A 22,518-nucleotide genomic window follows, 5' to 3' on the forward strand; every position below is an offset into this window, starting at 1 on the left:
TATCGACGGTTGGCTTCCGGCCCGCTTGAGCCCAGATAGAAGCGCATGAAGTTCCCGCCCTCCATTCTCGAAGAGATCAAGGCCCGACTGCCGGTTTCGGCTGTGGTGGGCAAACGCGTCCGGCTGGCCAAGTCCGGCCGCGAGTGGAAGGGACTTTCGCCCTTCAACGCCGAGAAGACGCCGTCCTTCTTCGTCAACGACCAGAAGGGCTCCTTCTTCGATTTCTCGTCAGGCAAGAACGGCGACATTTTCAAATTCGTGATGGAGACCGAGGGGCTGTCCTTCCCCGAGGCCGTCGAAAAGCTTGCCTCCGAGGCCGGCGTCATGCTGCCGAAGGTCTCGGTCGAAGCGCAGGTCCAGGAGGAGCGCCGCAAGGGGTTGCACGAGGTCGTCGAGCTTGCCGCCCGCTTCTTCGAGGCCGAGCTTGCAGGGGATCGCGGGGCAGGGGCGCGGCGTTATCTGTCGGGGCGCGGGCTCGAGGGTGAGGCGCGCAAGGTCTTTCGCATCGGTTATGGGCCGCCCGATCGCTATGCGTTGCGCGATCACCTGGCATCCAAGGGCGTCGATGCCGCGCTGATGATGGAAGCCGGCCTGCTGGTTCATGGCGATGACATTGCCGTGCCCTATGACCGCTTTCGCGATCGCATCATGTTCCCGATCCACGATGTGCGAGGGCGCATCGTGGCGTTTGGCGGCCGCGCGATGAGCGCCGAGGTTGCGGCCAAATACCTGAACTCGCCGGAGACCCCGCTTTTCCACAAGGGCTCGCTGCTGTTTAACCACCACAATGCCCGCAAGGGCGCGCACGACACGGGGCAGGTGATCGTGGTGGAGGGCTATGTCGACGTCATCGCGATGAGCCTCGCCGGCTTCCCGCAGACGGTGGCACCGCTGGGTACGGCGCTGACCGAGGACCAGCTTGGACTGCTGTGGCGAATGGCTGACGAGCCCGTCATCTGCCTCGACGGCGACAAGGCTGGTCGCAAGGCCGCCAGCCGAGCGATCGATCTGGCGCTGCCGCATCTGGAACCCGGCAAATCGCTGGCCTTCGCGCTGCTGCCAGACGGCCAGGATCCCGACGACCTCGCGCGCTCGGGCGGCCGGGTGGCGGTGGCGGAGGTGCTGCAGGCGGCGCGGCCGCTGGTCGACATGCTCTGGACGCGCGAGCTCGAGGCGGGCCCGCTCGACACGCCGGAACGCCGCGCCGCATTCGAGCGCCGACTGAAGGAACCGCTCGGCCTGATCAAGGACGAGACGACCCGCAAGCATTACCGCCGTGAGATGGACGAGCGGCTCGAGCAGCTGTTCGCCAGTTCAGCTCCGGCGCGGGCCGAGCGCGGGCAGGGCGGCTACCAGCGTGGCGGTGGCGGTCAGCGTCGAGGGGGGAGCGGTGGTGGTGGCCGCAATGGCTGGCAGCAGCAATCGCCCTGGGCCGGCCCGCTGAAGGCGTCGAGCCAGCTGGCCCGTTCGAAGATCATGGTGCAGGGGCGCGGCGAGGATGTGCGCGAAGCCTTCATCCTGCTAGCACTGGCGAGCCATCCGAGCCTGATCCTGCGTTGCGCCGACGAAATCGCCGAGCTTTCGCTCGATGGCCCCGCCGCGGAGCGCTTCCGGCAGGCGCTGCTCGATGCCGCGATGGATGACAGCCTCGACGAAAACGCGCTGAGCGAACGTCTGGCGCAGCCGCGCGTCCAGGATGCGCAAGGCCAGCTGATGGCGGTCACCGGCCATGCCGAGCGGCTCAAGCTGGCGCAAGCGGCTGATCCTGAATCGGTTTTTGACTCAATTCGACAAGCTATCGTCTTGCATCATCGCGCGCGGACGCTACATAGCGAGTTGAAGTTGGCCGAGCGCGCATTGGCTGACGAAGCGACCGAAGCCAATTTCGCCTGGATCAAGGACGTCAAGGCTCGCCTCGAGGATATCGAGGGGACCGAGGCCATGTCTGGTGATTGACGGGCCAGGCTTCGGGTTTTCGTCAGATTTTGCGCAAGGCGAACCGGATGGTTCACGATTCATTAGCGATGATCGGGTCCATCTGGGAGAATGTGATTTGGGTGGGGTGAGCGCGCCGGACCAGCGGCCGCGCCGCCCTTTTATGCGTCTGCATGAGGCTTCTTCCGAGCCTCAGCGGCGCACGACTGCGGAGCGCTGATTAGATGGCGACAAAAGCGAGCGAACGGGAAAAGACCGACCAGGTCGCGCCGGAAGCCCCTCCGACGTCCGATGGACCGTTGCTCGATCTGACGGATCAGGCCGTAAGGCGGATGATCAAGCTCGCCAAAAAGCGAGGCTATGTCACTTACGATGAACTGAACGAGGTTCTGCCGTCCGAGGAGTTCTCCTCGGAGCAGATCGAGGACGTGCTCGGCCAGTTGAGCGAGCAGGGCATCAACGTCGTCGACAACGAGGATCCCGAGGCCTCCGGCGAGGAGCGTGCAGCCGCGCGCACCGGCACCAATGGTGACGAGGAAGAGCCCGAAGGCGGCGAGCTTGCCGAGACCCAGCGCTCTGCGTTGCCCGTCGAGGTCAAGCGCAACCTCGAGCCGACCGAGCGTACCGACGATCCGGTCCGCATGTATCTGCGCGAGATGGGCTCGGTCGAGCTGCTCTCCCGCGAGGGCGAAATCGCCATCGCCAAGCGCATCGAGGCCGGCCGCGAGGCGATGATCGCCGGGCTCTGCGAGAGCCCGCTGACCTTCCAGGCCATCATCATCTGGCGCGACGAACTCGTCGAAGGCAAGGTGCTGCTGCGCGACATCATCGATCTCGAAGCGACCTATGCCGGCCCCGACGCCAAGAATCCGGTCGAGGAAGCCGCCGAAGGCGAAGCCGCGCCCGGAGAGCCCGGCGCCAACGGGGCGACCCCCGAAGGCGAGCTGCCGTCCGACATGGACGACGACGATATCGAGAACAACGTCTCGCTCTCGGCGATGGAAGCCGAACTCAAGCCGCGCGTGCTCGAGACCTTCGATTCGATCGCCTCGAACTACACCAAGCTGCGCCGCCTGCAGGACCAGGACATCGCCAACCGGCTGGAGAACACCAAGCTCTCGCCGGCGCAGGACCGCAAGTACAAGAAGCTCAAGGACGACATCATCACTGCGGTGAAGTCGCTCTCGCTCAACAACAACCGCATCGAGGCGCTGGTTGAGCAGCTCTACGACATCAACAAGCGGTTGATCTCGCATGAGACCCGCCTGCTGCGCCTGGCCGAGAGCTATGGCGTCGGCCGCGAGGACTTCCTCAAGCAGCATGTCGGCGGCGAGCTCGATCCGAAATGGGTGCTGCGCGTCTCGAAGCTGGGTTCGCGCGGCTGGCGCGAGTTCGTCGGCGCCGAGCTCGATCGGATCAAGAGCCTGCGCGAGGAGATCCACACGCTGGCCTCCGAGACCGGTCTCGAGATCCAGGAATTCCGCAAGATCGTTCTGATGGTCCAGAAGGGCGAGCGCGAAGCCCGGCAGGCCAAGAAGGAGATGATCGAGGCCAATCTGCGCCTCGTGATCTCGATCGCCAAGAAGTACACCAACCGCGGCCTGCAGTTTCTGGACCTGATCCAGGAGGGCAATATCGGCCTGATGAAGGCGGTCGACAAGTTCGAGTACCGCCGCGGCTACAAGTTCTCGACCTACGCGACCTGGTGGATTCGCCAGGCGATCACCCGCTCGATCGCCGACCAGGCCCGCACCATCCGCATCCCGGTGCACATGATCGAGACGATCAACAAGATCGTCCGGACCTCGCGCCAGATGCTGCACGAGATCGGCCGCGAGCCGACCCCGGAAGAGCTGGCCGAGAAGCTGGCGATGCCGCTCGAGAAGGTGCGCAAGGTCCTGAAGATCGCCAAGGAGCCGATCTCCCTCGAAACGCCGATCGGCGACGAGGAGGATTCGCATCTCGGCGACTTCATCGAGGACAAGAACGCGATCCTGCCGATCGACGCCGCGATCCAGAGCAATCTTCGCGAGACAACGACGCGCGTGCTCGCTTCGTTGACCCCGCGCGAGGAGCGCGTGCTGCGCATGCGCTTCGGTATCGGCATGAACACCGACCACACTCTCGAAGAGGTCGGCCAGCAGTTCTCGGTGACGCGCGAGCGCATCCGGCAGATCGAAGCCAAGGCGCTCAGGAAACTGAAGCACCCGTCGCGGAGCCGGAAGCTCAGGAGCTTCCTCGACAACTGAGGATATCGAGAAAGGCGGGCCGTGAGGCCCGCCTTTCTCGCTTGTGCTGCAGGAACAGATGACCAACGCAGGTTTGCCTGGCCGCTGTCGGGCGACCTGAGCAAGCGGATCGGCGTCGCGCATGCGCTCCCAACGAATCCACACCATTCAGACGCGCGGGCAGGGGCTCTACGAGTTCACCGACGAGGTCGCTGCCTTCGTGCGCACGGCTGGCGTGACGGACGGGCTGCTGACGCTGTTCGTGCGGCACACCTCCTGCTCGCTGTTGATCCAGGAAAATGCCGACCCCGATGTCCGGCGTGATCTCCTGGCCTATTTCCGGCGACTGGTTCCGCCTGCCGATGATGCCGACATGACCTATCTCAGGCATCGCGCGGAGGGGCCCGACGACATGCCCGCGCACATCAAGGCTGCATTGTTGCCGGTCTCGCTGTCGGTTCCCGTGATGGCGGGGCGCTTGATGCTGGGGACATGGCAGGGCATCTATCTGTTCGAGCATCGCGACCAGCCGCATGCCCGCGAGGTCGTGCTTCATCTCGCATCGTGAAGTTCGGCTTGGCAGCACGCGCCTGTGGCCTTACCTCTCGCCGATAGCGCGTGACCTGCTTGCCCGGAGACCCGACGATGTCGTTCCTGAAATCCCTGTTCGGCCGCAAGGATGCCAAGCCAGAGCAACCGGCGGGTCCACTCAAGTCCATCGAGCATAACGGTTTCACCATTCATGCCACGCCCTATCAGGAGGGCGGCCAGTACCAACTGTGCGGCGTGATCGAGAAGCTGGTCGATGGCGAGATGCGGACACATCGATTCGTCCGCGCCGACCGCTTTCCCGGGGCACAGGAGGCGGCCGATTTTTCGATCGTGAAAGGCCAGCAGCTTGTCGACCAGCAGGGCGACACCATATTCCGTTGAGTTCGTAGCTCTGTTTTAGCCTGCCGGCGCTGACGTGACCTTGCGCGGGTGCGGTTCGTGCCTGTAATGAACTATGCTTTGGTAGAACGACATCAGCATATCGTCTGTGGTGTCGGCATGGTTTCGATATTCCTTCCCCTGCAGAGTTAAATGTTCGGTAAGTTGGCGTTTACTTGTAGATTGCCCTATTTTTAAGATTTTATTGTAGTTTTATGCCTTCTATCGAACTCCTGCGCTATCTAGGTCACCGAGCGGATGTCCCGAATGCCCAAGGCTGTCACCAGCCCTGAAGCGGATGCCTTCAGCCTATATCCAGCTGACGTTCGCGTGGCGCAGAGTCTTGCCGCTCTCGCCGAGGGCGGCGTCGACGTCGCGGCGCTCCCGGGCGCTGCCGAGGCCGACGGCCAGCCCCTGCCGGGCGCTGACTGGTTCGTCCGGGCGCTCGATCAGCTGCCGGCCTGCGTCTACATGACCGATGCCGAGGGCGTCGTGACTTACGCCAATCGCCATTCAGCAAGGGTCGTCGGGCGCGATCCCGTGCCGGGCGGCGACCGCTACACGATCACGCATCGCCTTTTCACCATGGACGGACTGCCGGTCGCCGACGACGCGTCGCCGATGGCCATCGCGCTGCGCGACGGTTTGCCGATCCGCGGCGTCGAGATGATGATCGAACGTCCCGATGGTGAGCGGGTGCCGATCATGCCCCTGCCGACTCCGCTCTTTGACGCCAGCGGCGCGTTGTGCGGCGGCTTCAACCTCGTCATCGATATCAGCGCACGCAAGCAGGCCGAGCAATTGCTCGCCGAATCCTATCGTCGCGACGGGATGACGGGCCTGCCCAACCGGCCGGCGCTCAGCGCCCATCTCGAGGACTGCATCGAGCGCTCGCAGCGCAGTGGCGAGAGCTTCCTGGCGATGCGGCTCGACCTCGATGCGTTCAAGGCTCTCAACGACGACTACGGCCACAGCGTCGGCGATGCCGTCCTGATCGAGGCCGCGCACCGGCTGCGCGGGGCGTTGGGCGATGTGTTCCTGGCGCGCATGGCCGGCGACGAGTTCATGGTCGTCTCGCCTGCCACGTCGACGGGCAGCGAGGTGCATCTCCTGGCAAGGCAGGTGCGCTCGGCCTTCGATGCGAAGTTCATCTGCGGCGGGCAGTCGTTTTCGATCAGCGTGAGCACCGGCTGCGCGCGCTACCCGCAGGACGGCGATGACGAGATCCGCCTGGTTGCCGCTGCGAATGCCGCGCTGAAGCTCGCCAAGTCCGAAGGCCCCGGCACGATGCGGATGTTCGACATCGTCGAACAGGCGCGCGAGCAGGAGCGCCAGAGCTTCCGCAAGGACCTGCGCGGGGCGATCGAGGCCAAGGCGATCACGCCGCATTACCAGCCGCTGTTCCGGGCCGATGGCAGCATCGCGGGGTTCGAGGCTCTTGCGCGCTGGGACGACAAGGTGCGCGGCCTGGTCGCGCCATCGGCCTTCATCGCTGCGGCGGAGGAGGAGGGCGAGCTGATCGCCGCGCTCGACTCCTACATCCTGCGCAGCGCCTGCATCGAGGCGGCGCGTTGGACGCAGCCCTTGCGGATTTCAGTCAACGTCTCGGCGCTGGAGTTCCAGTCCGGCGACCTGCCCGCCCGCGTTGAGGCGGTGCTGACCGAGACCGGGCTCGACCCCGAACGCCTCGAACTCGAGATCACGGAAGGCGTGATGGTGACCGATGCCGACAGCGCCATGGCGACGTTTGCGCAGCTGCGCGCGCTCGGCGTGCGCATCGCGCTGGATGATTTCGGCACGGGCTATTCCTCGCTGTCATATCTGCACCGCTTCCCACTGACGACGTTGAAGATCGACCGCAGCTTCATCGCAAAGCTCGGGGTGACGCTGGAATCTGTGGCCATCACCCGCGCCGTGATCCAACTCGGCCACGCGCTCGGCATCGAGGTCGTGGCCGAGGGGGTGGAGACGCCCGAGCAGCTCGACTTCCTGATCCAAGAAGGCTGCGACCTGACGCAAGGCTTCCTGCTCGGGCGGCCGCTCCCGGCGAGCGCCTATGCCCAGGTGACGGGCGCCCAGGTGACGAGCGCCTAGGGCGGAACGCATCGCGCCCTCGCTGGTTTTCCAGTCGGACACCTCTTCAGATCAGGAGACCGACATGGGCCAGCTTTCGGGCAAGACCATCCTCATCCTCGCGACGAACGGATTCGAGCAATCGGAGCTCGACGTGCCTCATGCCGAGTTGCAGGAGGCCGGCGCCAAGGTGGATATCGCATCGCCCGAGAGCGGCGAGATCACCGGCTGGGACCAGAAGGACTGGGGCAAGCCGGTCAAGGTCGACATGGCGCTCGATCAGGTCGAGGTCGCCGATTACGACGCGATCGTGCTACCCGGCGGGCAGATGAATCCCGATACGCTGCGGGGCGAGCCGAGAGCTCTGGCCCTGATCAAGGCCTTTTTCGAGCAAGGGAAGGTCGTCGCGGCGGTGTGCCACGCGCCATGGCTTCTGATCGATACCGGCATCGCCAGGGGGCGCAGGCTCACCTCCTACAAGACGATCAGGCAGGACATGGTCAATGCAGGCGCACTCTGGGAGGACAGCGAGGTCGTCACCGACAAGGGCGTCGTGACCTCGCGAAATCCGGGTGACCTGCCGGCCTTCGTCGCCAAGATCATCGAGGAAGTGAAGGAAGGCCGCCACGAGCGCAGCCGGGCCGCCTGAGGCGCCGCGCTGCCAAAGGGGCATGACCAATGCTGCGGCCTCCCCACGTATTCGGAGCGACGATCATGCGCGGGGAACGCCGTCCGGCCCTGCGATGGCTGCGCTTGCCGCCCTGAGCCCCGCCGCCTAATCCTCGATGCAGAAAAAGTCGTCGGCGAACGACACTGCGAGGAAACATGGTTCCCCAGGATGAGCGCTACGCGCCTGATTCCTCCTACGCCTGGATGCGGCTGGGCATGGCCCTGCTGCTCGGCACGATCGCCTGCGTCGGGTCCTGGTCCGTCGTAGTCGTGCTGCCCTCGGTTCAGGCCGAGTTCGGCACGCTGAGATCGGGAGCCTCGCTGCCCTATACCTGCGCGATGATCGGCTTTGGCTTTGGCAATATCGCGATGGGCCGGATTGCCGACCGCTACGGCATCGTGGTGCCGATCGTCATCGGCGCGGTTCTTCTGGGGACGGGCTACATGCTGGCCGGGCTGGCCCAGTCGCTCTGGCAGTTCGCGCTGGTGCATCTGTTCCTGATCGGCCTCGGCAGCGGCGCCGGCTTCACGCCGCTGATTGCCGACCTCTCGCATTGGTTTCGCAGGCACCGCGGGCTCGCGGTGGTGTTCGGCGCTTCGGGCAGCTATCTCGCCGGCGTGGTCTGGCCGCAGCTGATCACCTGGGGTCTGCAGCACCATGGCTGGCGCGCGACCCATATCGCCATCGGCGTCACCATGTTCGCCGTGATGCTGCCGCTGTCGCTGTTCTTCCGGCGCCGGCCGTCCGCCGTGCATATGATCGCCGACGACGCCGCGAGCGCGGGGGCGCGCGGCGACCTCGGCCTGAGCGCCAACCAGTTGCAATGGCTGCTGGCGGGCGCTGGATTCTGCTGCTGCGTCGCCATGGCCATGCCCCAGGTCCATATCGTCGCCTATTGCGGCGATCTCGGATACGGCGTGGCGCGTGGCGCCGAGATGCTCTCGCTGATGATGCTGCTCGGCATCGTCAGCCGGATCGGCTCCGGCTTCGTGGCGGACCGCATCGGCGGCGTCGCGACGCTCGCCTTGGGCTCCGTGGCACAGGGCACCGCCCTGTTTCTCTATCTGTGGTTCGACGGGTTGTCCTCGCTCTACATCGTCAGCGGAATTTTCGGCCTGTTCCAGGGCGGAATCGTGCCGATGTACGCGGTCATCATCCGCGAATACATGCCGGCCAAGGAGGCAGGCGTGCGCATCGGGATCGTGATGTCGGCGACCGTGCTGGGCATGGCCTTCGGCGGCTACGTGTCGGGCGCGATCTTCGACTTCTTCGCCTCCTATCGCGTCGCTTTCCTGAACGGCCTGGCGTGGAACCTCGTCAACCTGACGGTGGTGTGCTGGCTGCTGAGCAGGGCACGGCGGCCGAAGCTGGTCGCCGCCTGAGCAGATCGGGAGCAAGCCGTTCAGCGCGCTTTGCGCTTGACGAAACTCGGTGCTGAGTCCGATGTCGTTGCAACCCGACGCTCCCAAGGACACATCATGCTCCTGACCACGATTGCCGGCAGCCTGCCGAAGCCGACCTGGCTCGCCGAGCCCGAAAAACTCTGGGCCCCTTGGAAGCTGCAGGGCGAGGCGCTCGAAGCGGGCAAGCGCGATGCGACGATCCTCTCGGTGAAGCTGCAGGAGGATGCAGGCCTCGATATCGTCGGAGACGGAGAGCAGGCGCGGGTGCATTTCGTGCACGGCTTCCTGGCCAATCTCGACGGCATCGACTTCGCCAAGAAGACGGTGATGGGCATCCGCAACGATCGCTACAAGGCAGAGGTTCCGACGGTGACCGGCCCGATCCGGCGCAAGGGGGCCGTGCACCGCATGGAAGCCATGGCTGCCCGTGCTCACACCAAGCGCAAGCTGAAATTCACGCTGCCGGGCCCGATGACCATCGTCGATACCATTGCCGACGAGCATTACGGCCGGCGCGAGGACCTCGCCATGGCGTTCGCCGCGGCGCTGAATGAGGAGGCGCACGAGCTCCAGGCGATCGGCGTCGACGTCATCCAGTTCGATGAGCCCGCCTTCAACGTCTACATGAAGGAGGTCTCTGATTGGGGGATCGCCTGCCTGGAGCGTGCGGCGCAGGGCCTCACCGCCACGACCGCCGTCCACATCTGCTACGGCTACGGCATCAAGGCCAACATCGACTGGAAGGCGACGCTCGGCCAGGAATGGCGGCATTACGAGGAGACCTTCCCGGCCATTGCGAAGAGCTCGATCAAGCAGGTTTCGCTGGAGTGCCGGAACTCGAAGGTGCCGCTTGAGCTGATCAAGCTGCTCGACGGCAAGGATGTGCTGGCGGGCGCGATCGACGTCGCCTCCAACGCGATCGAGAGCCCTGAAGAGGTCGCTGCCACGATCCGCGCCGCGCTGAAATTCGTCGCGCCCGAAAAGCTGTTTCCGTGCACCAATTGCGGGCTCGCGCCGATGTCGTTCGAGGTCGCCTACGGCAAGCTCGCGGCGCTGTCGGCCGGAGCGGCACTGGTCAGGGCGGAACTCGGACGCGGCTGATGGCGATCGTTCGCCGGAGCGCCATCAGTGCTGTCGAAGCGCGCAGGCGCTTTGCCCGCAATCTCGGTCGGGCGATCGGGCTGTGGGCGGGGCTGGCGCTGGTGGGGATGGCCATCGGCATGGTCGGCTACATGGCGACCGAGGGTATGGGCGCCGTCGACGCCTATGTGAACGCGGCCATGATCCTGTCGGGCATGGGGCCGGTCGGCGAGCTCAAGACCACCGCCGGCAAGATCTTCGCCGGCAGCTATGCACTGTTCTCCGGGCTTTTCGTCGTGATTGCGACCGGCTTCGTGCTGGCGCCGGTGCTGCACCATGTGCTTCATCATTTCCATGTCGAGCAGGGAAAGGACGGCAATGACTGAACCCGGCGTGAGCCCCGAGGAAGAGCCGCTGGGCGAATTGACTGTCCGCACCATCGCCATGCCGGCCGACACCAACGCCAATGGCGACATCTTCGGCGGCTGGGTGATGTCGCGCATGGACCAGGCCGGCGGCATCGCCGGGGTCGATCGGGCACAGGGCCGCGTGGTCACTGTGGCCGTCGAGGCGATGACCTTCATCCGTCCGGTCAAGATCGGCGACGTGCTCAGCGTCTATACGCAGGTGGAATCCGTCGGCCGGACGTCGATGAAGATCCATGTCGAGGCCTGGGCTCGACGTTTCCGCACCCAGCTGCACGAGAAGGTCACCGACGCCACTTTCACCTTTGTCGCGATCGACGAAGAGGGAAGGCCGCGCCCGGTGCCGAAGCCGCCGCAGGGCTAGGACAGGTGAAGGTCTCCGGCGCCCGGATTTGGCCCGCTGCCCGCCTCAGCCGTTAACGGATTGTGAAGTGTGATCCGAAGCGAGTGATTCAGAAGAATCCGCTGATTTAAACGTTCCTTAAGGGCATCCCCTCAATCTTCACATCCGATCGGCCTAGGCAGATCAGATAAGAAACCTGAGGGAATGCGTATGCGCGTTTGTGGCGAAAACCTGGCTGGCCAGGCTTCTCGCGCTGCGCCGCCGCGTCGTTCTGTCGTGCCTCTGCTGCACCCGGTGTTTCTGTCATCGGGCCTCCGGGCCACCTGAATCCGCCCCGGTCCCCGACCGACCTACAGAACCAAGACGCCGCGCTGCATTTCGGAGAGTTCGTATGACGAAGCCTAACAAGCCGCCAAGGTCGGGCACGCCGCTGCGGATCGGGATCGCAGCGCGCATCTATGCGGCTCTCGGCGTGCTGACCGTGCTCACCATTGCGGCCTCGCTGGTGGCCTGGTTTTCGTACGACCGGATCGATTCGACCGTGAAGGAACTGGTGCAGAGCAAGATGCCGACCGTCGAGCTCGCGCTCGAGGTGCGGCAGCAGGCGACGCAGTCGAGTGCACTTGCGGCTGGCTTCAGCCAGGTCGAGACGGCCGCGCAGCGTACCGCGCTGAGCGCCGAGCTCGCCACGGTCGAGGCCAAGCAGGCGGACCTGCTGCGCCAGATCGGCCTGCAGGGCAACGTCGACAAGAGCAATACCGAAATCACGATCGCCGACCTCGCCAGCGAGATCAGCACGATCAATGACCTGACCGTCGACCGCCTGCGCCATGCCGCCGATCTTGGCCGTGCGCTCGAGCGTCTCGCCAAGGCACGCGAGGGCTTCACCTCGCTGGCCGATTTCGAGACCGGCGACGCCCAGTTCAACGTCAAGATGAACATTGCCAGCGCCACGCAACTGACCGGCAAGGAGGTCGAGGACGCACTGGCGAAGATCATCGACAAGGATCTCGCCGCGTTGCAGACCGCGCAGGCCCTGCAGTTGCAGGTCAGCGAACTCGTCGGCCTGCTCCGTGAGATCTCCCAGGCCGAGAGCCTGCCGGCGCTCGACGGTGGCAAGGCGCGCTTCCGCGCCATCCTGACCCAGGTGCGCGGCCTCCTCGCCGAGTCCGACAAGCTCCAGCCTAACCCGGTGCGCGCCGAGGCCGTCGCCGCCGTGATCGCACTGGGCGAGGAGCCCGATGGCATCATCACGATCCGCCAGCGCGACCTGAAGACCCGCACAGGCATCCAGGCCGGACTTACGAAGACCGACGCCGCTGTCGGCGCTGTTCGCAACGAGGTCGGAAGCCTGGTCGCCTCGACCCGCCGCGATGCGGAGGCTGCCGCTGCCGCGACCAGCAGCCTGATCGAGCAGAGCAAGATCTGGCTCGGCACTGTCGGCATCGGCTCGCTGCTCGTCGCGCTGGCGCTCTCGCTGTTCTATGTCCGCCCGAACATCGTGGGTCGCCTGAACCGTCTCTGGACTGCGACCCGCGCCATTGCCGACGGCAAGCTCGACACCGTCGTCGACGCCAAGGGCAATGACGAGATCGCCGACATCTCCAAGAGCGTGCTGCTGTTCCGCGACAACGCGGTGGCGCTGCGGGCTGCCGAGGCCGCCAAGGTCGAGGACGAGGCCCGGGCTCTCGAACAGCGTCGTGCGATGATGGCCGAGCTGGGAGCAGCCTTCGGCGAGGTGGTCACGGCGGCCGCTGCCGGCGACTTCAGCCAGCGCGTGGCGGCGACTTTCGCCGACGCCGAGCTCAACGCATTGGCGGGCTCGATCAACGCACTGCTCGAAACCGTCCAGACAGGACTGTCCGAGACCTGCGATGTGCTGGCGGAGCTGTCCGCCGGTCATCTGTCGACCCGCGTCGAGGGAGTCTACCAGGGCGCCTTCGCCGAGCTGAAGAACGGCACCAACGGGCTGGCAGGCGAATTCGAGAGCACGCTGGCGCGCCTGTCTGACACGGTTGCGGCCGTGCGCAGCGCCACCAGCGAAATCCTGGACGGCGTCACCGATCTCGCCGAGCGCACCAGCGAGGAGAGCAACGCGGTCTCGATGGCGACCAACCAGCTCAACGCCTTCGCCGGCACGGTCAAGAAGACTGCGGCCGAAGCTGCCCAGGCTACCGGCATGGCCGTTGGCGCCGAGCAGCGCGCCCAGCAGGGCGAGAAGGTCGTCGCCTCCGCGCTCGAAGCGATGCACCGCATTCGGGCCTCGTCGAACAAGATCTCGGAGGTCATCCAGATGATCGACGAGATCGCCTTCCAGACCAACCTGCTGGCGCTGAACGCGGCCGTCGAGGCGGCACGCGCCGGCGACAGCGGACGTGGCTTCGCGGTGGTGGCGACCGAGGTCCGCAGCCTCGCCAAGCGCTCGGCCGACGCCTCCAACGACGTCAAGAAGCTGGTCGAGGCCGCCCATGGCGACGTCAAGGTCGGTGTCGGTCTCGTCGAGGAGACTTCGGCGATGTTCGAGGCCATCGTCGCCTCGGTCAACGACCTGACCGGGCTGATGAACGGCATCTCGCAGACGGCCCGCAGCCAGGCCACCGACGTCTCGGCGATCAACACCGAGATCGACGGCATCGGCACAATGGCACACCAGAACGCAGCCCTGGTCGAGGAGACCAATGCAGCCCTGGCGTTGACCGACGAACAGACCCGTGCCCTGACCGAGCATATCGGCCGCTTCCAGTTCCGGCAGGGCCATGTCGCCGAAGAGCGGCCGCAATACGGCATCGCCGAAGCCGCCTGAGCCGTCCGGCCTGCATCTGAGTCCGAGAGGCCCCTGCCGTTCCAAGACGGCAGGGGCCTCTCTCGTTTCAGCGCTCTGCATGCGCTTGCGCGCATCAACATGAAATCTGCGCGAAGCCAGTCGAACCCGCCGGAAGAGTGTGATATCCACCCGGCGCTCGGGGGTGTAGCTCAATGGTTAGAGCCGACCGCTCATAACGGTCTGGTTGCAGGTTCGAGTCCTGCCACCCCCACCAGCACTGCCATCGCCACCGCGCGGCCCGCCTCCATATCGCGCTCGGCAGTTGCCGGGCCACGGCTCGTTGGTCGCGGCAAGCCCTCGCACAGACCCCCAGATCGATCGACATGCACTCTCGTCGTCCTGCTTTGGCACAGCGAACGCGGGGGACGTGGTCGACTTTCTTTTGAATTATTATAAAGAAGAAATGACTTAGGCAGCGCGTGCGTCCTTGATCGCATGGGGGTGCACTGCCGCCACCACTATGCGGCCCGTTCGCCAGCGCGTCGGGCCGTTGCTACCCGGAGAACACCCATGGCCCTTTCAATGGCGCTCACCGTGAATGGCAAGAAGGAGTCGATCACGATCGACGATCCCGACATGCCGCTGCTCTACGCCCTGCGCGACAATCTCGCTCTGCACGGCCCGCGCTTCGGCTGCGGCATGGCCCAGTGCGGCTGCTGCACGGTGCATATCGATGGCGAAGCCGTCCGCTCCTGCGTGACGCCGCTGTCGTCGATTTCCGAAGGCCAGAAGATAGTGACGCTGGAAGGCCTCGGCACGCCCGAGAAGCCGCACCCGGTGCAGGCCGCCTTCATCGAGGAGCAGGCCGCGCAGTGCGGCTATTGCATCAACGGCATGGTGATGCAGTCGGCCGCGTTCCTGGCGAAGAACAAGAACCCGACCGAGGCTCAGATCAAGGAAGAGCTGAAGGACAATCTCTGCCGCTGCGGGACGCATACCCGCATCGTGAAGGCCGTCATGCGCGCGGCGAGCAAGGGCTAAGGGGAGCGACCATGAACATGCAATTCTCCCGTCGCAACCTGCTGAAGGGCTCCGGCGCCCTCGTCGTTGCGTTCTCGCTGTCGGGCCGCGTCGCCGAGGCGCAGGCCCCCGCACAGGGCGCAGTCTTCCCGCCGGCCAAGCCGCTCGCGACCACCGAGCTGGACGCCTATCTCTCGATCGACGCCAAGGGCGTCGTCACCGTCTTCTCCGGCAAGGTCGACATCGGCACCGGTGTCTCGACGGCGCTGCCGCAGATGGTCGCCGAGGAACTCGACGTCGATGTCACCGGCATCAAGTTCGTCCAGGGGGACACCTGGCTCACTCCCGACCAGGGTGTGTCCTCGGGCAGCCTCGCGATCCAGAACGGCGGCATCCAGCTGCGCCAGGCGGCTGCTGCCGCCCGTCATGCGCTGGTCGAAGCCGCGGCCGCCAATCTCGGCGTGCCGAAGGAAGAACTCTCCGTCCGCAACGGCGTCGTCACGGCGAAGTCGGGCAAGTCCGTCAGCTATGGCGACCTGATCGGCGGCAAGAGCTTCAACATCAAGCTCGACCCCAAGAAGCCAGTCCCGACCAAGGCGCCGAAGGATTTTACCGTCGTCGGCAAGTCGGTCGTCCGCTCGGACATCCCCGGCAAGATCCTGGGCACCTTCACCTACATGCAGGACGTGCGCGTTCCCGGCATGGTGCATGCTCGCGTCGTGCGCCCGCCGGCCTATGGCGCGACGCTTGAATCGGTCGACGAGACATCGATCGCCGACATTCCTGGCGCCTCGGTCTTCCGCCAGAAGGACTTCCTGGCTGTCGTCGCCACGAGCGAGTGGAACGCGATCCGCGCCGCCCAGCAGCTCAAGGCGAGCTGGTCCAAGTCCGAGCGCCTGCCCGAGCAGGCCAAGATCTGGGACCACATCCGCAACACCAAGGTCGTCAAGGACGACGTCACCAGCAATGTCGGCGACGTCACTGCGGCGATGGGCAAGGATGGCAAGGTCCTGAAGGCGACCTATGACTACGCCATCAACCTGCACGGTTCGATGGGCCCGTCCTGCGGCATCGCCGAGTTCAAGGACGGCAAGCTGACCGCCTGGTCGGCCTCGCAGGCGACGCACAACCTCCGCATCCAGCTGGCCGAGATGTTCGGCATGGCAAAGGACGACGTCCGCTGCATCTATTTCGACGGCGCGGGCTGCTATGGCCGCAACGGCCACGAGGATGCCACTGCCGACGCTGCAATCATCGCCAAGGGCATCGGCAAGCCGGTGCGCGTGCAGTGGTCGCGCGCCGACGAGCACGCCTGGGAGCCGATGGGTCCGCCGACCCTGATGGACCTGCGCGCGACCGTCTCCGACAAGGGCGAGATCACCGCCTGGGATTCGGAGTTCTTCGTGCCGCAGGCGATGCCGGGCAACTGCCCGGTGGTGGCCCAGGAACTCGCAGGCCTGCCGGTTCCCAACGTGATGGCGCCCGGCAACGTGATTCGCAATTCGGAGATCCCCTACGGGCTCGCCAATATGCGCACGGTCTGCCACCGGCTAGAGTCGACGCCGTTCCGCCCGTCCTGGATCCGCGCCCCAGGCCGGATGCAGAACACCTTTGCCAATGAGTGCTTCCTGGACGAGCTGGCTGCCGAGGCCAAGGTCGATCCGCTGGCGATGCGCCTGAAGTATCTCGGCGACAAGCGCGGCATCGAGGTGCTGGAGAAGCTCCGGACGCTCGCGAAGTGGGAGCCGCGCCCGTCGCCGCAGGCCAAGGCGACGACCGCTTCGGCCGGCGTGCTCAAGGGCCGTGGCATCAGCTACACCCGCTACGAGATGAGCCGGACCTATGTCGGCATCGTCTGCGACGTCGAGGTCGAGCCCTCGACCGGCATCGTGAAGGTCAAGAGCTTCCATGTCGTCCATGACTGCGGCCAGATCATCAATCCAGATGGGGTGGTCAGCCAGATCGAGGGCAATATCCACCAGACCGTCAGCCGGACGATGAAGGAGGAGGTCAATTACGACCGCTCCATGTCGACCAGCCTCGACTGGGTGAGCTACCCGATCCTGACCTTCCCGGAGATGGCGCAGATCCATGTCGAGCTGATCGACCGTCCGGATCAGCCGCCCTGGGGTGCCGGCGAGCCCACTGCCGCGGTCATCCCCTCGGCGATATCGAACGCGATCTTCGACGCGACCGGCGCGCGCCTGCGCTCGGCTCCGTTCACGCCCGAGAAGGTCAAGGCCGCGCTCAAGGCCTGAGCCCCGCGCCAGCCCAAACAAACTTCGCGGCCGCGACGGTACACTGTCGCGGCCATTTTCATTGGTGGCTCAGGAGAACATGTCGGCGATGATGGCGGGGTACCAGGCCATGTTCTCGGCCTGGGTCTCGCGGCGCACAGCCGCGCTTTCGCTGGGCGCCGAGACGAAGCTTTCCGTCGCGGTGATCTTGCCGTCGCGGGGTTCGTAGCGACCGCCGACCTTGATCGCGTCGTCGGTGTCGACCAGGCTCCAGCAGGTGTTGAAATAGCGTGCCGGGAAGGTGCGCGAGCCCGTCAGCTCGCCGCGGATCACCATGGCCGCGACCTTCGCCTGGTTGTTGGCGGAGAAGGCGGATTTCGGCATGTCGCCGGCGATGCAGGCGTCCCCGAGCACGAACACGTTGGCATCCACCACCGACTTCATGCTGGCGGCGTCGATGGTGCAATAACCGCCCTCGGGCGCGAGCCCGGCATCGCGGGCGATCGCTCCCGCCATCTGCGCGGGAATGACGTTGACGAAATCGCAGTTCTCATAGGTCTCGAAGCCGGTGACGACGGTGCCGGTCTTCGGATCGACCGAGGTAACGCCGTCATGCACCTTGGGGCCGAGCCATTCGATCATGCCCCGGTAGCGGCGCTCCCAATCCGCCATGAAGGCGGCCTGCTTCGAGAAGGCCTCCTTGGGATCGAGGATGATGATCTTCGCCTTGCTCTTGCCCGCCGCCTTCAGGGCGTGGGCGAACATCGAGGCGCGCTCATAGGGCCCGGGCGGGCAGCGGAACGGGTTGGGCGGTGCGATCATCACGATGGTGCCGCCATCGGGCACCGCGTCGAGGCGCTGGCGGATCAGCCGGGTCTGCGCGCCGGGCTTCCAGCCATGCGGCATCAGTTCCTCGGCCTCGCGTGACCAGCCGGGCACGGAATCATATTTCAGGTCGATGCCGGGCGCGACCACGAGCCGATCATAGGGCAGGCGGTCTCCGGTCGAGAGCAGAACCTCCTTGCGGTCCCTGTCGATCTGCGTGGCGTGGGCACGGACCAGCGTGATGCCATGGGCAGAGGCGAGCGCGTCGTAGCGGTGCACGAGATCGTCATATGCCTTGAAGCCGCCGATATAGAGGTTGGAATGGAAGCAGCTCTGGTAGCTCTCATGCTCCTCGACCAGCGTCACGGCGATCGCGCCCTGGCTGTCGCGGGCGATGTATTTTGCAGCCGTCGCGCCGCCCGCGCCGCCTCCGATGACCACCACGCGCGGCTTCGCCTGGCCCAGCAGCGCAGGGGCGCCCAGCGCCAGCGTGCTCGCAAGGCCAAGGCCGGCGCGGACGAGGTGACGGCGGTGGATCTGCATCCTGCACTCCCGATCTGGTTGCGCGCCGGGCGCGACTAGGGCTTTGGCTCGAGGCTGCGGTAATAGGCGGCGAGTGCCGAAATCTCGTCCGGGCCGAGGCGTGAGGCGATGGCCCGCATCACAGGGTTCTCGCGCTGCTTCGACCGATAGGCTTCCATCACGGCGACGAACTGCTCCTCGGGCCAACCCGCGATCATAGGGATGCCCGATTGCGGCGGGCCGGCGACGATATGGCAGCCGCTGCATTCGGCCGAGAGATACGCGCCCAACTCCTTGTCGCCGGCGGCCTCGGCGGCGCGGGGAGTGGCGAACCCGGCCAGCACGAGCAGCGGCAGGATGATCGCCATTTGCACCCTCCGGTACCGCATCTCTGGGCGCCCCTGCTGCGCGGCCCCATGGCGGGGCTGAACTGTCGAGGGCTGGTTCTACCCGAGAACAACTGGGCCGCGGTGTTCACGATCGCGTTGGAGAGGTGAGCGCCAGCGTGAAAACGCCCGGCCTGAGCCGGGCGATGTGGTTGGCCGCGAGATGGTCGCGGGTCGAGGAAGCCACCGGGGCTCAGATCGCCAGCGTGCCGGCCTTTGCGGCGGCATAGCGCTCGTTGATCTTGGTCCAGTTGACCACGTTCCACCAGTTCTTGAGGTAGTCGGCGCGCCGGTTCTGGTACTTCAGGTAATAGGCGTGCTCCCAGACGTCGTTGCCGAGCAGGACCATGTGCTTGTCCATGATCGGGCTGTCCTGGTTGGGCTTGGCGAGGATCGCGAGCTTGCCGGCCTTGTCGACCGTGACGAAGACCCAGCCTGAGCCGAAGACGCGCAGCCCCGCCGTTTCGAAATCCGTCTTGAACTTGTCGAAGCCGCCGAAATCCTTCGTGATCGCGGCCGCCACGTCGCCTGTCGGGCTGCCACCGGCGCCGTGACCCATGATCTCCCAGAACATGCTGTGGTTGGCATGTCCGCCGCCGGCATTGCGGATCGCGACCCGAAGCTTCTCCGGCACCTGGTTGATGTTGGCGAGGAGCTCGTTGATCGGCTTGCCCGCGACCACGCTGCTTTCCTTGGCGGCAGCGTTGAGCCCCGCGACATAGGCGGCGTGGTGGCGGCTGTAGTGGATGTCCATGGTGGTGGCATCGATATGCGGCTCCAGCGCATTCGCCTCATAGGCGCGCTTGGGCAGCGAGAAGGGCCCCGCCGCCGGGGCTGGCGTCGCGGCCTGCGCCCAGACTTTCGGTGCGGCGGCGATGGCGAGCGCAGCGGCACCGAAGCCGATCAGACCGCGGCGGGAGAGGGCATTCGTCTCGTTCATGAGATCCTCCATCGGCTGTCGCCTTGGCGGCGCGGCCTGTCGTTAGGTTATGCGCCGGAATGCTGAAGCGATGCAGCCCGGCCCGGCATTATTTTTCAAGGGGATGTTCGGGTAGGGCCTCCAGATGAGCGCTGCATTCATGGCGGCCCGGTGACGCAACTTCGCATATCGGAGATGGCGGCCGGTCTGCCATGGTCGCGCCATGCCACAGCCCAACGCACGCACGCTGCTTCTCGTTCCGCTTCTGGGCGTCCTATGGGGCCTGAACTGGCCTGCCGTCCGGATCGCCCTGATGGAGATCGCGCCCTGGACCTTGCGCACGGGCGGCATGGGGGTGGGCGGGCTGATGCTGATCGCTGTCGCGCTCCTGAGTGGCCAGCGCCTCAAGGTCGCGCGCAGCGAGTGGCCGCGGCTGCTGTTTGCGGGATTTCTCTCGATCGGCGCGTTCAACGTGCTGCTCGCCTTCGCGCAATTGATGGCGCCGACCTCCCGCGCTGCGATCCTGACCTTCACGATGCCGATCTGGGCGGTGCTGCTCGCGAGGCTCTGGCTCGGCGAGCCTCTCGACCGACGCAGGCTGCTCGGATTGACGCTCGGCGCCTGCGGGCTCGCGACGCTCGGCCTGCCGTTGCTGCGGGATGGCGGGGTCACCTGGGGGCTGGGGCTCGCGCTGCTGGCCAGCGTCATCTGGGCGGGCGGCACGGTCTTCACCAAACGCTGGCCGGTATCGGCACCGCCGGTCACCGTGGCGGGCTGGCAATTGCTGGTGGGCGGGGCAACCGCCGGGATTGGGATGCTCGTCTTCGAGGGGCTGCCGGTACCCAAGCCGCTGGAACCTCGCACCATCGCCGCGCTGACCTTTCACGTCCTCGGCGCGCAGGCTCTTGCCTACTTCCTCTGGTTCAACGTCATCGTGCGCCTGCCGGCCGGGATCGCCAGCATCGGCACGCTGATGGTGCCGGCGGTCGGAGCGCTCGGTTCGGTGGTGCTGCTCGGCGAACAGCCGAGCGTGACAGACTGGGTCGGGCTCGCGCTGGTGATGGCAGCGTCGGGCACCATCCTGCTGCCGGCACGCCGCAGGCGAGAGGTGGCGCCTGGCTGAGCCGAGGGCCAAGCCGCCGAATACGGCATTAACCGCGGGTTTACTGCGTTTTCGTTAGGGTATGACGTCGTTCTCCGACCATGGACCGGTCTCGTCATGCACGCACAGGCTCTGAGGCTACAACCGCCGGCCAATGAGGATGTGCGCCACGAGGATGGCGCAGCCCGCGCCGTGCGCGATATCGCCGAGCGCTTCGGCAAGCTCGGCGCCGAGATCACCGATATTTCCGGCCGCATCGGCGATGTCACGGTGCAGCTCGAGGGCCAGGCCGAGGGGCTGCACGGCCTCGTCAACGCGGTCGAGCAGGTCTCGCGTGCCAATCGCGCCATCCAGCAGGCGGCCGAGGGCGCGCAGGAGACGGCCTCCGTCGTGCGCAAGGGGCTCGAGCGCGTCACGGGCGCGGTCCGCATCGGATTAAATTCGGCCCAGGCCGACATTGAATCGCTGTCGCAAGGCGCGCAATCGATCTCGCAGGGCCTCGCGGGAGCCGTAGCGGACGCCCATCAGGTCCGGACATCGAGCGACGCGATCCAGACAATCACCCGCGAGATTCAGCTCCTGTCTATCAATGCCGGAGTCGAGGCCGCTCGCAGCGGCGCGGCCGGCCGCGGCTTTGCCGTGATCGCTGCGGCCGTCAAGCATCTGGCCGAACAGACGCGCGAGGCGACCGCCCTCAGCGCCAAGCAACTCGAGACGCTGGTCAAGACGATCGACCTGCTCGCGCGCCGTAGCGAAACCAATGCGGAAACTGCCCGGCGCGCCAGCGAGGGCAGCCTCGGCATCGCCGAGCATGTCGGTGAACTCGATAGCTTTGGCCGATCTGTCGTCGGGTTGATCGGCGACATCGACGCAATCACCACGCCGACGCGCGAGAACGCGACGGCCTGCGTCAAGGTCGGAGAGGACCTGAAAGGCCTGGTCGCGGGCGTCGACCAATCCACCGAATACCTCGAGCGCGCGGCGCAGCGGACAGCCTCGCTGGTTGCGATCTCGGAGGCGATCCTGGGTTCGATCGCAGCATCCGGCGTTCGAACCGCGCAGTCAGAGTTGATCGCGACCGCGATGGAGACGGCCGACGAGATCGGCAAGCTGTTCGAGCAGGCACTGGCGCGCGGCGAAGTCAGCATGGCCGATCTGTTCGACGATGCCTACCGGCCGATCGCCGGCTCCGACCCGGTGCAGCACATGACCCGCTTCGTCGCGCTGACCGACCGCATCCTGCCGCCGATCCAGGAGAAGCTGCTCGCCGGAAACCGCCGCATCGTGTTTTGTGCAGCGGTCGACCGCAATGGCTTCCTGCCGACGCATAACCGGAAATACGCACAGCCGCAGGGCCACGACCCGGTCTGGAACAATGCCAATTGCCGCAACCGGCGCATCTTCGACGATCGCACGGGGCTGGCCGCGGCACGCAACCAGAAGCCGTTCCTGCTGCAGACCTACCGGCGCGACATGGGCGGCGGGCAGTTCCTGGTGATGGAAGATCTCTCGGCGCCGATCAGGATCAAGGGCCGCCATTGGGGCGGGTTCCGGTTCGGGCTGAGCGTCTGACCGAGTCAGGGCTCCACTTCGAAACGCGGCCTGGCGGCTGCTGCTCGCGATGAGGGTCATGTCTGGATGTTTGCGCGGGTGTGT

At 65.8% G+C, this 22,518-nt stretch carries 18 protein-coding genes and 1 tRNA gene; 16 read left to right on the forward strand and 3 right to left on the reverse strand.

Annotated elements, in window-relative coordinates; genetic code table 11:
* Positions 1 to 45 precede the first annotated feature (45 nt).
* From dnaG to AC1D2L_RS06460, 14 genes are all read left to right on the forward strand, one after another.
* Entirely contained in the window at positions 46 to 1,956 is a 1,911-nt protein-coding gene (dnaG, locus tag AC1D2L_RS06395; protein WP_476844998.1) for a DNA primase, read from the forward strand.
* 203 nt (positions 1,957 to 2,159) lie between these two features.
* The gene (gene rpoD, locus AC1D2L_RS06400; protein WP_476844999.1) at positions 2,160 to 4,184 is read left to right on the forward strand and encodes an RNA polymerase sigma factor RpoD; all 2,025 of its coding nucleotides are present in this window, start codon (positions 2,160 to 2,162) and stop codon (positions 4,182 to 4,184) included.
* A gap of 121 nt (positions 4,185 to 4,305) precedes the next feature.
* The gene (locus AC1D2L_RS06405) at positions 4,306 to 4,731 is read left to right on the forward strand and encodes a secondary thiamine-phosphate synthase enzyme YjbQ (protein WP_476845000.1); all 426 of its coding nucleotides are present in this window, start codon (positions 4,306 to 4,308) and stop codon (positions 4,729 to 4,731) included.
* A gap of 77 nt (positions 4,732 to 4,808) precedes the next feature.
* Positions 4,809 to 5,096 (forward strand): HlyU family transcriptional regulator, encoded by a 288-nt coding sequence (locus AC1D2L_RS06410; protein ID WP_476845001.1) that lies wholly within the window; start codon positions 4,809 to 4,811, stop codon positions 5,094 to 5,096.
* Between the two features lie 264 nt (positions 5,097 to 5,360).
* Complete coding sequence (locus AC1D2L_RS06415) at positions 5,361 to 7,187, forward strand: putative bifunctional diguanylate cyclase/phosphodiesterase (RefSeq protein ID WP_476845002.1); 1,827 nt, start codon at positions 5,361 to 5,363, stop codon at positions 7,185 to 7,187.
* Between the two features lie 64 nt (positions 7,188 to 7,251).
* Entirely contained in the window at positions 7,252 to 7,815 is a 564-nt protein-coding gene (locus tag AC1D2L_RS06420) for a type 1 glutamine amidotransferase domain-containing protein (RefSeq protein WP_476845003.1), read from the forward strand.
* Positions 7,816 to 7,991: 176 nt separating this feature from the next.
* Positions 7,992 to 9,218: an MFS transporter gene (locus AC1D2L_RS06425; RefSeq protein WP_476845004.1), complete on the forward strand. Its 1,227-nt coding sequence runs from the start codon at positions 7,992 to 7,994 to the stop codon at positions 9,216 to 9,218.
* Between the two features lie 93 nt (positions 9,219 to 9,311).
* Positions 9,312 to 10,340, forward strand: coding sequence for a methionine synthase (locus AC1D2L_RS06430; RefSeq protein WP_476845224.1), 1,029 nt, complete (start codon positions 9,312 to 9,314; stop codon positions 10,338 to 10,340).
* Positions 10,340 to 10,705 carry a hypothetical protein gene (locus tag AC1D2L_RS06435; RefSeq protein WP_476845005.1) on the forward strand — a complete coding sequence of 122 codons (366 nt, stop codon included), beginning with the start codon at positions 10,340 to 10,342 and terminating at the stop codon, positions 10,703 to 10,705. The genes AC1D2L_RS06430 and AC1D2L_RS06435 overlap by 1 nt, the downstream gene beginning before the upstream one ends.
* Positions 10,698 to 11,108, forward strand: coding sequence for an acyl-CoA thioesterase (locus AC1D2L_RS06440; RefSeq protein WP_476845006.1), 411 nt, complete (start codon positions 10,698 to 10,700; stop codon positions 11,106 to 11,108). Before AC1D2L_RS06435 ends, AC1D2L_RS06440 begins: the two co-directional genes overlap by 8 nt.
* Positions 11,109 to 11,478: 370 nt before the next feature.
* Positions 11,479 to 13,890, forward strand: coding sequence for a methyl-accepting chemotaxis protein (locus tag AC1D2L_RS06445; protein ID WP_476845007.1), 2,412 nt, complete (start codon positions 11,479 to 11,481; stop codon positions 13,888 to 13,890).
* A gap of 159 nt (positions 13,891 to 14,049) precedes the next feature.
* Positions 14,050 to 14,125 (forward strand) — tRNA-Ile (locus tag AC1D2L_RS06450).
* A gap of 296 nt (positions 14,126 to 14,421) precedes the next feature.
* On the forward strand, positions 14,422 to 14,892 hold the full coding sequence (locus tag AC1D2L_RS06455; protein ID WP_476845008.1) for a (2Fe-2S)-binding protein: 471 nt from the start codon (positions 14,422 to 14,424) through the stop codon (positions 14,890 to 14,892).
* Between the two features lie 11 nt (positions 14,893 to 14,903).
* Entirely contained in the window at positions 14,904 to 17,129 is a 2,226-nt protein-coding gene (locus tag AC1D2L_RS06460; RefSeq protein WP_476845009.1) for a xanthine dehydrogenase family protein molybdopterin-binding subunit, read from the forward strand.
* 69 nt (positions 17,130 to 17,198) lie between these two features.
* Here the strand turns inward: AC1D2L_RS06460 and AC1D2L_RS06465 are convergent, their stop codons facing one another.
* The 3 genes from AC1D2L_RS06465 to AC1D2L_RS06475 all read right to left on the reverse strand — a co-directional run bounded on the left by AC1D2L_RS06465 (position 17,199) and on the right by AC1D2L_RS06475 (position 19,781).
* A complete protein-coding gene (locus tag AC1D2L_RS06465) occupies positions 17,199 to 18,476 on the reverse strand; it encodes an NAD(P)/FAD-dependent oxidoreductase (protein ID WP_476845010.1) in 1,278 nt (425 codons plus the stop codon).
* Positions 18,477 to 18,511: 35 nt separating this feature from the next.
* Positions 18,512 to 18,823, reverse strand: a complete 312-nt coding sequence (locus tag AC1D2L_RS06470) for a c-type cytochrome (RefSeq protein WP_476845011.1) — start codon at positions 18,821 to 18,823, stop codon at positions 18,512 to 18,514.
* A 211-nt stretch (positions 18,824 to 19,034) separates the two neighbouring features.
* Positions 19,035 to 19,781 (reverse strand): superoxide dismutase, encoded by a 747-nt coding sequence (locus AC1D2L_RS06475; RefSeq protein ID WP_476845012.1) that lies wholly within the window; start codon positions 19,779 to 19,781, stop codon positions 19,035 to 19,037.
* A 202-nt stretch (positions 19,782 to 19,983) separates the two neighbouring features.
* On the opposite strand from AC1D2L_RS06475, the gene AC1D2L_RS06480 reads away from it, so the two are divergent.
* Together AC1D2L_RS06480 and AC1D2L_RS06485 are read left to right on the forward strand one after the other, a co-directional pair.
* Positions 19,984 to 20,883: a DMT family transporter gene (locus AC1D2L_RS06480; protein WP_476845013.1), complete on the forward strand. Its 900-nt coding sequence runs from the start codon at positions 19,984 to 19,986 to the stop codon at positions 20,881 to 20,883.
* Between the two features lie 96 nt (positions 20,884 to 20,979).
* Positions 20,980 to 22,434, forward strand: a complete 1,455-nt coding sequence (locus AC1D2L_RS06485; protein WP_476845014.1) for a methyl-accepting chemotaxis protein — start codon at positions 20,980 to 20,982, stop codon at positions 22,432 to 22,434.
* Positions 22,435 to 22,518 lie beyond the last annotated feature (84 nt).

The organism is Allobosea sp. P1_B10, from assembly GCF_056406735.1.

What these genes read in the sequence shown, in the direction of transcription:
- AC1D2L_RS06445 (WP_476845007.1), top strand. Translation starts at nt 11,479, where the DNA reads ATGACGAAGCCTAACAAGCCGCCAAGGTCGGGCACGCCGCTGCGGATC.
- AC1D2L_RS06455 (WP_476845008.1), top strand. Translation starts at nt 14,422, where the DNA reads ATGGCCCTTTCAATGGCGCTCACCGTGAATGGCAAGAAGGAGTCGATC.
- AC1D2L_RS06405 (WP_476845000.1), top strand. Translation starts at nt 4,306, where the DNA reads ATGCGCTCCCAACGAATCCACACCATTCAGACGCGCGGGCAGGGGCTC.
- AC1D2L_RS06415 (WP_476845002.1), top strand. Translation starts at nt 5,361, where the DNA reads ATGCCCAAGGCTGTCACCAGCCCTGAAGCGGATGCCTTCAGCCTATAT.
- AC1D2L_RS06435 (WP_476845005.1), top strand. Translation starts at nt 10,340, where the DNA reads ATGGCGATCGTTCGCCGGAGCGCCATCAGTGCTGTCGAAGCGCGCAGG.
- AC1D2L_RS06465 (WP_476845010.1), bottom strand. Translation starts at nt 18,476, where the DNA reads ATGCAGATCCACCGCCGTCACCTCGTCCGCGCCGGCCTTGGCCTTGCG.
- AC1D2L_RS06440 (WP_476845006.1), top strand. Translation starts at nt 10,698, where the DNA reads ATGACTGAACCCGGCGTGAGCCCCGAGGAAGAGCCGCTGGGCGAATTG.
- rpoD (WP_476844999.1), top strand. Translation starts at nt 2,160, where the DNA reads ATGGCGACAAAAGCGAGCGAACGGGAAAAGACCGACCAGGTCGCGCCG.
- dnaG (WP_476844998.1), top strand. Translation starts at nt 46, where the DNA reads ATGAAGTTCCCGCCCTCCATTCTCGAAGAGATCAAGGCCCGACTGCCG.
- AC1D2L_RS06470 (WP_476845011.1), bottom strand. Translation starts at nt 18,823, where the DNA reads ATGGCGATCATCCTGCCGCTGCTCGTGCTGGCCGGGTTCGCCACTCCC.
- AC1D2L_RS06480 (WP_476845013.1), top strand. Translation starts at nt 19,984, where the DNA reads ATGCCACAGCCCAACGCACGCACGCTGCTTCTCGTTCCGCTTCTGGGC.
- AC1D2L_RS06420 (WP_476845003.1), top strand. Translation starts at nt 7,252, where the DNA reads ATGGGCCAGCTTTCGGGCAAGACCATCCTCATCCTCGCGACGAACGGA.
- AC1D2L_RS06425 (WP_476845004.1), top strand. Translation starts at nt 7,992, where the DNA reads ATGGTTCCCCAGGATGAGCGCTACGCGCCTGATTCCTCCTACGCCTGG.
- AC1D2L_RS06460 (WP_476845009.1), top strand. Translation starts at nt 14,904, where the DNA reads ATGAACATGCAATTCTCCCGTCGCAACCTGCTGAAGGGCTCCGGCGCC.
- AC1D2L_RS06485 (WP_476845014.1), top strand. Translation starts at nt 20,980, where the DNA reads ATGCACGCACAGGCTCTGAGGCTACAACCGCCGGCCAATGAGGATGTG.
- AC1D2L_RS06410 (WP_476845001.1), top strand. Translation starts at nt 4,809, where the DNA reads ATGTCGTTCCTGAAATCCCTGTTCGGCCGCAAGGATGCCAAGCCAGAG.
- AC1D2L_RS06475 (WP_476845012.1), bottom strand. Translation starts at nt 19,781, where the DNA reads ATGAACGAGACGAATGCCCTCTCCCGCCGCGGTCTGATCGGCTTCGGT.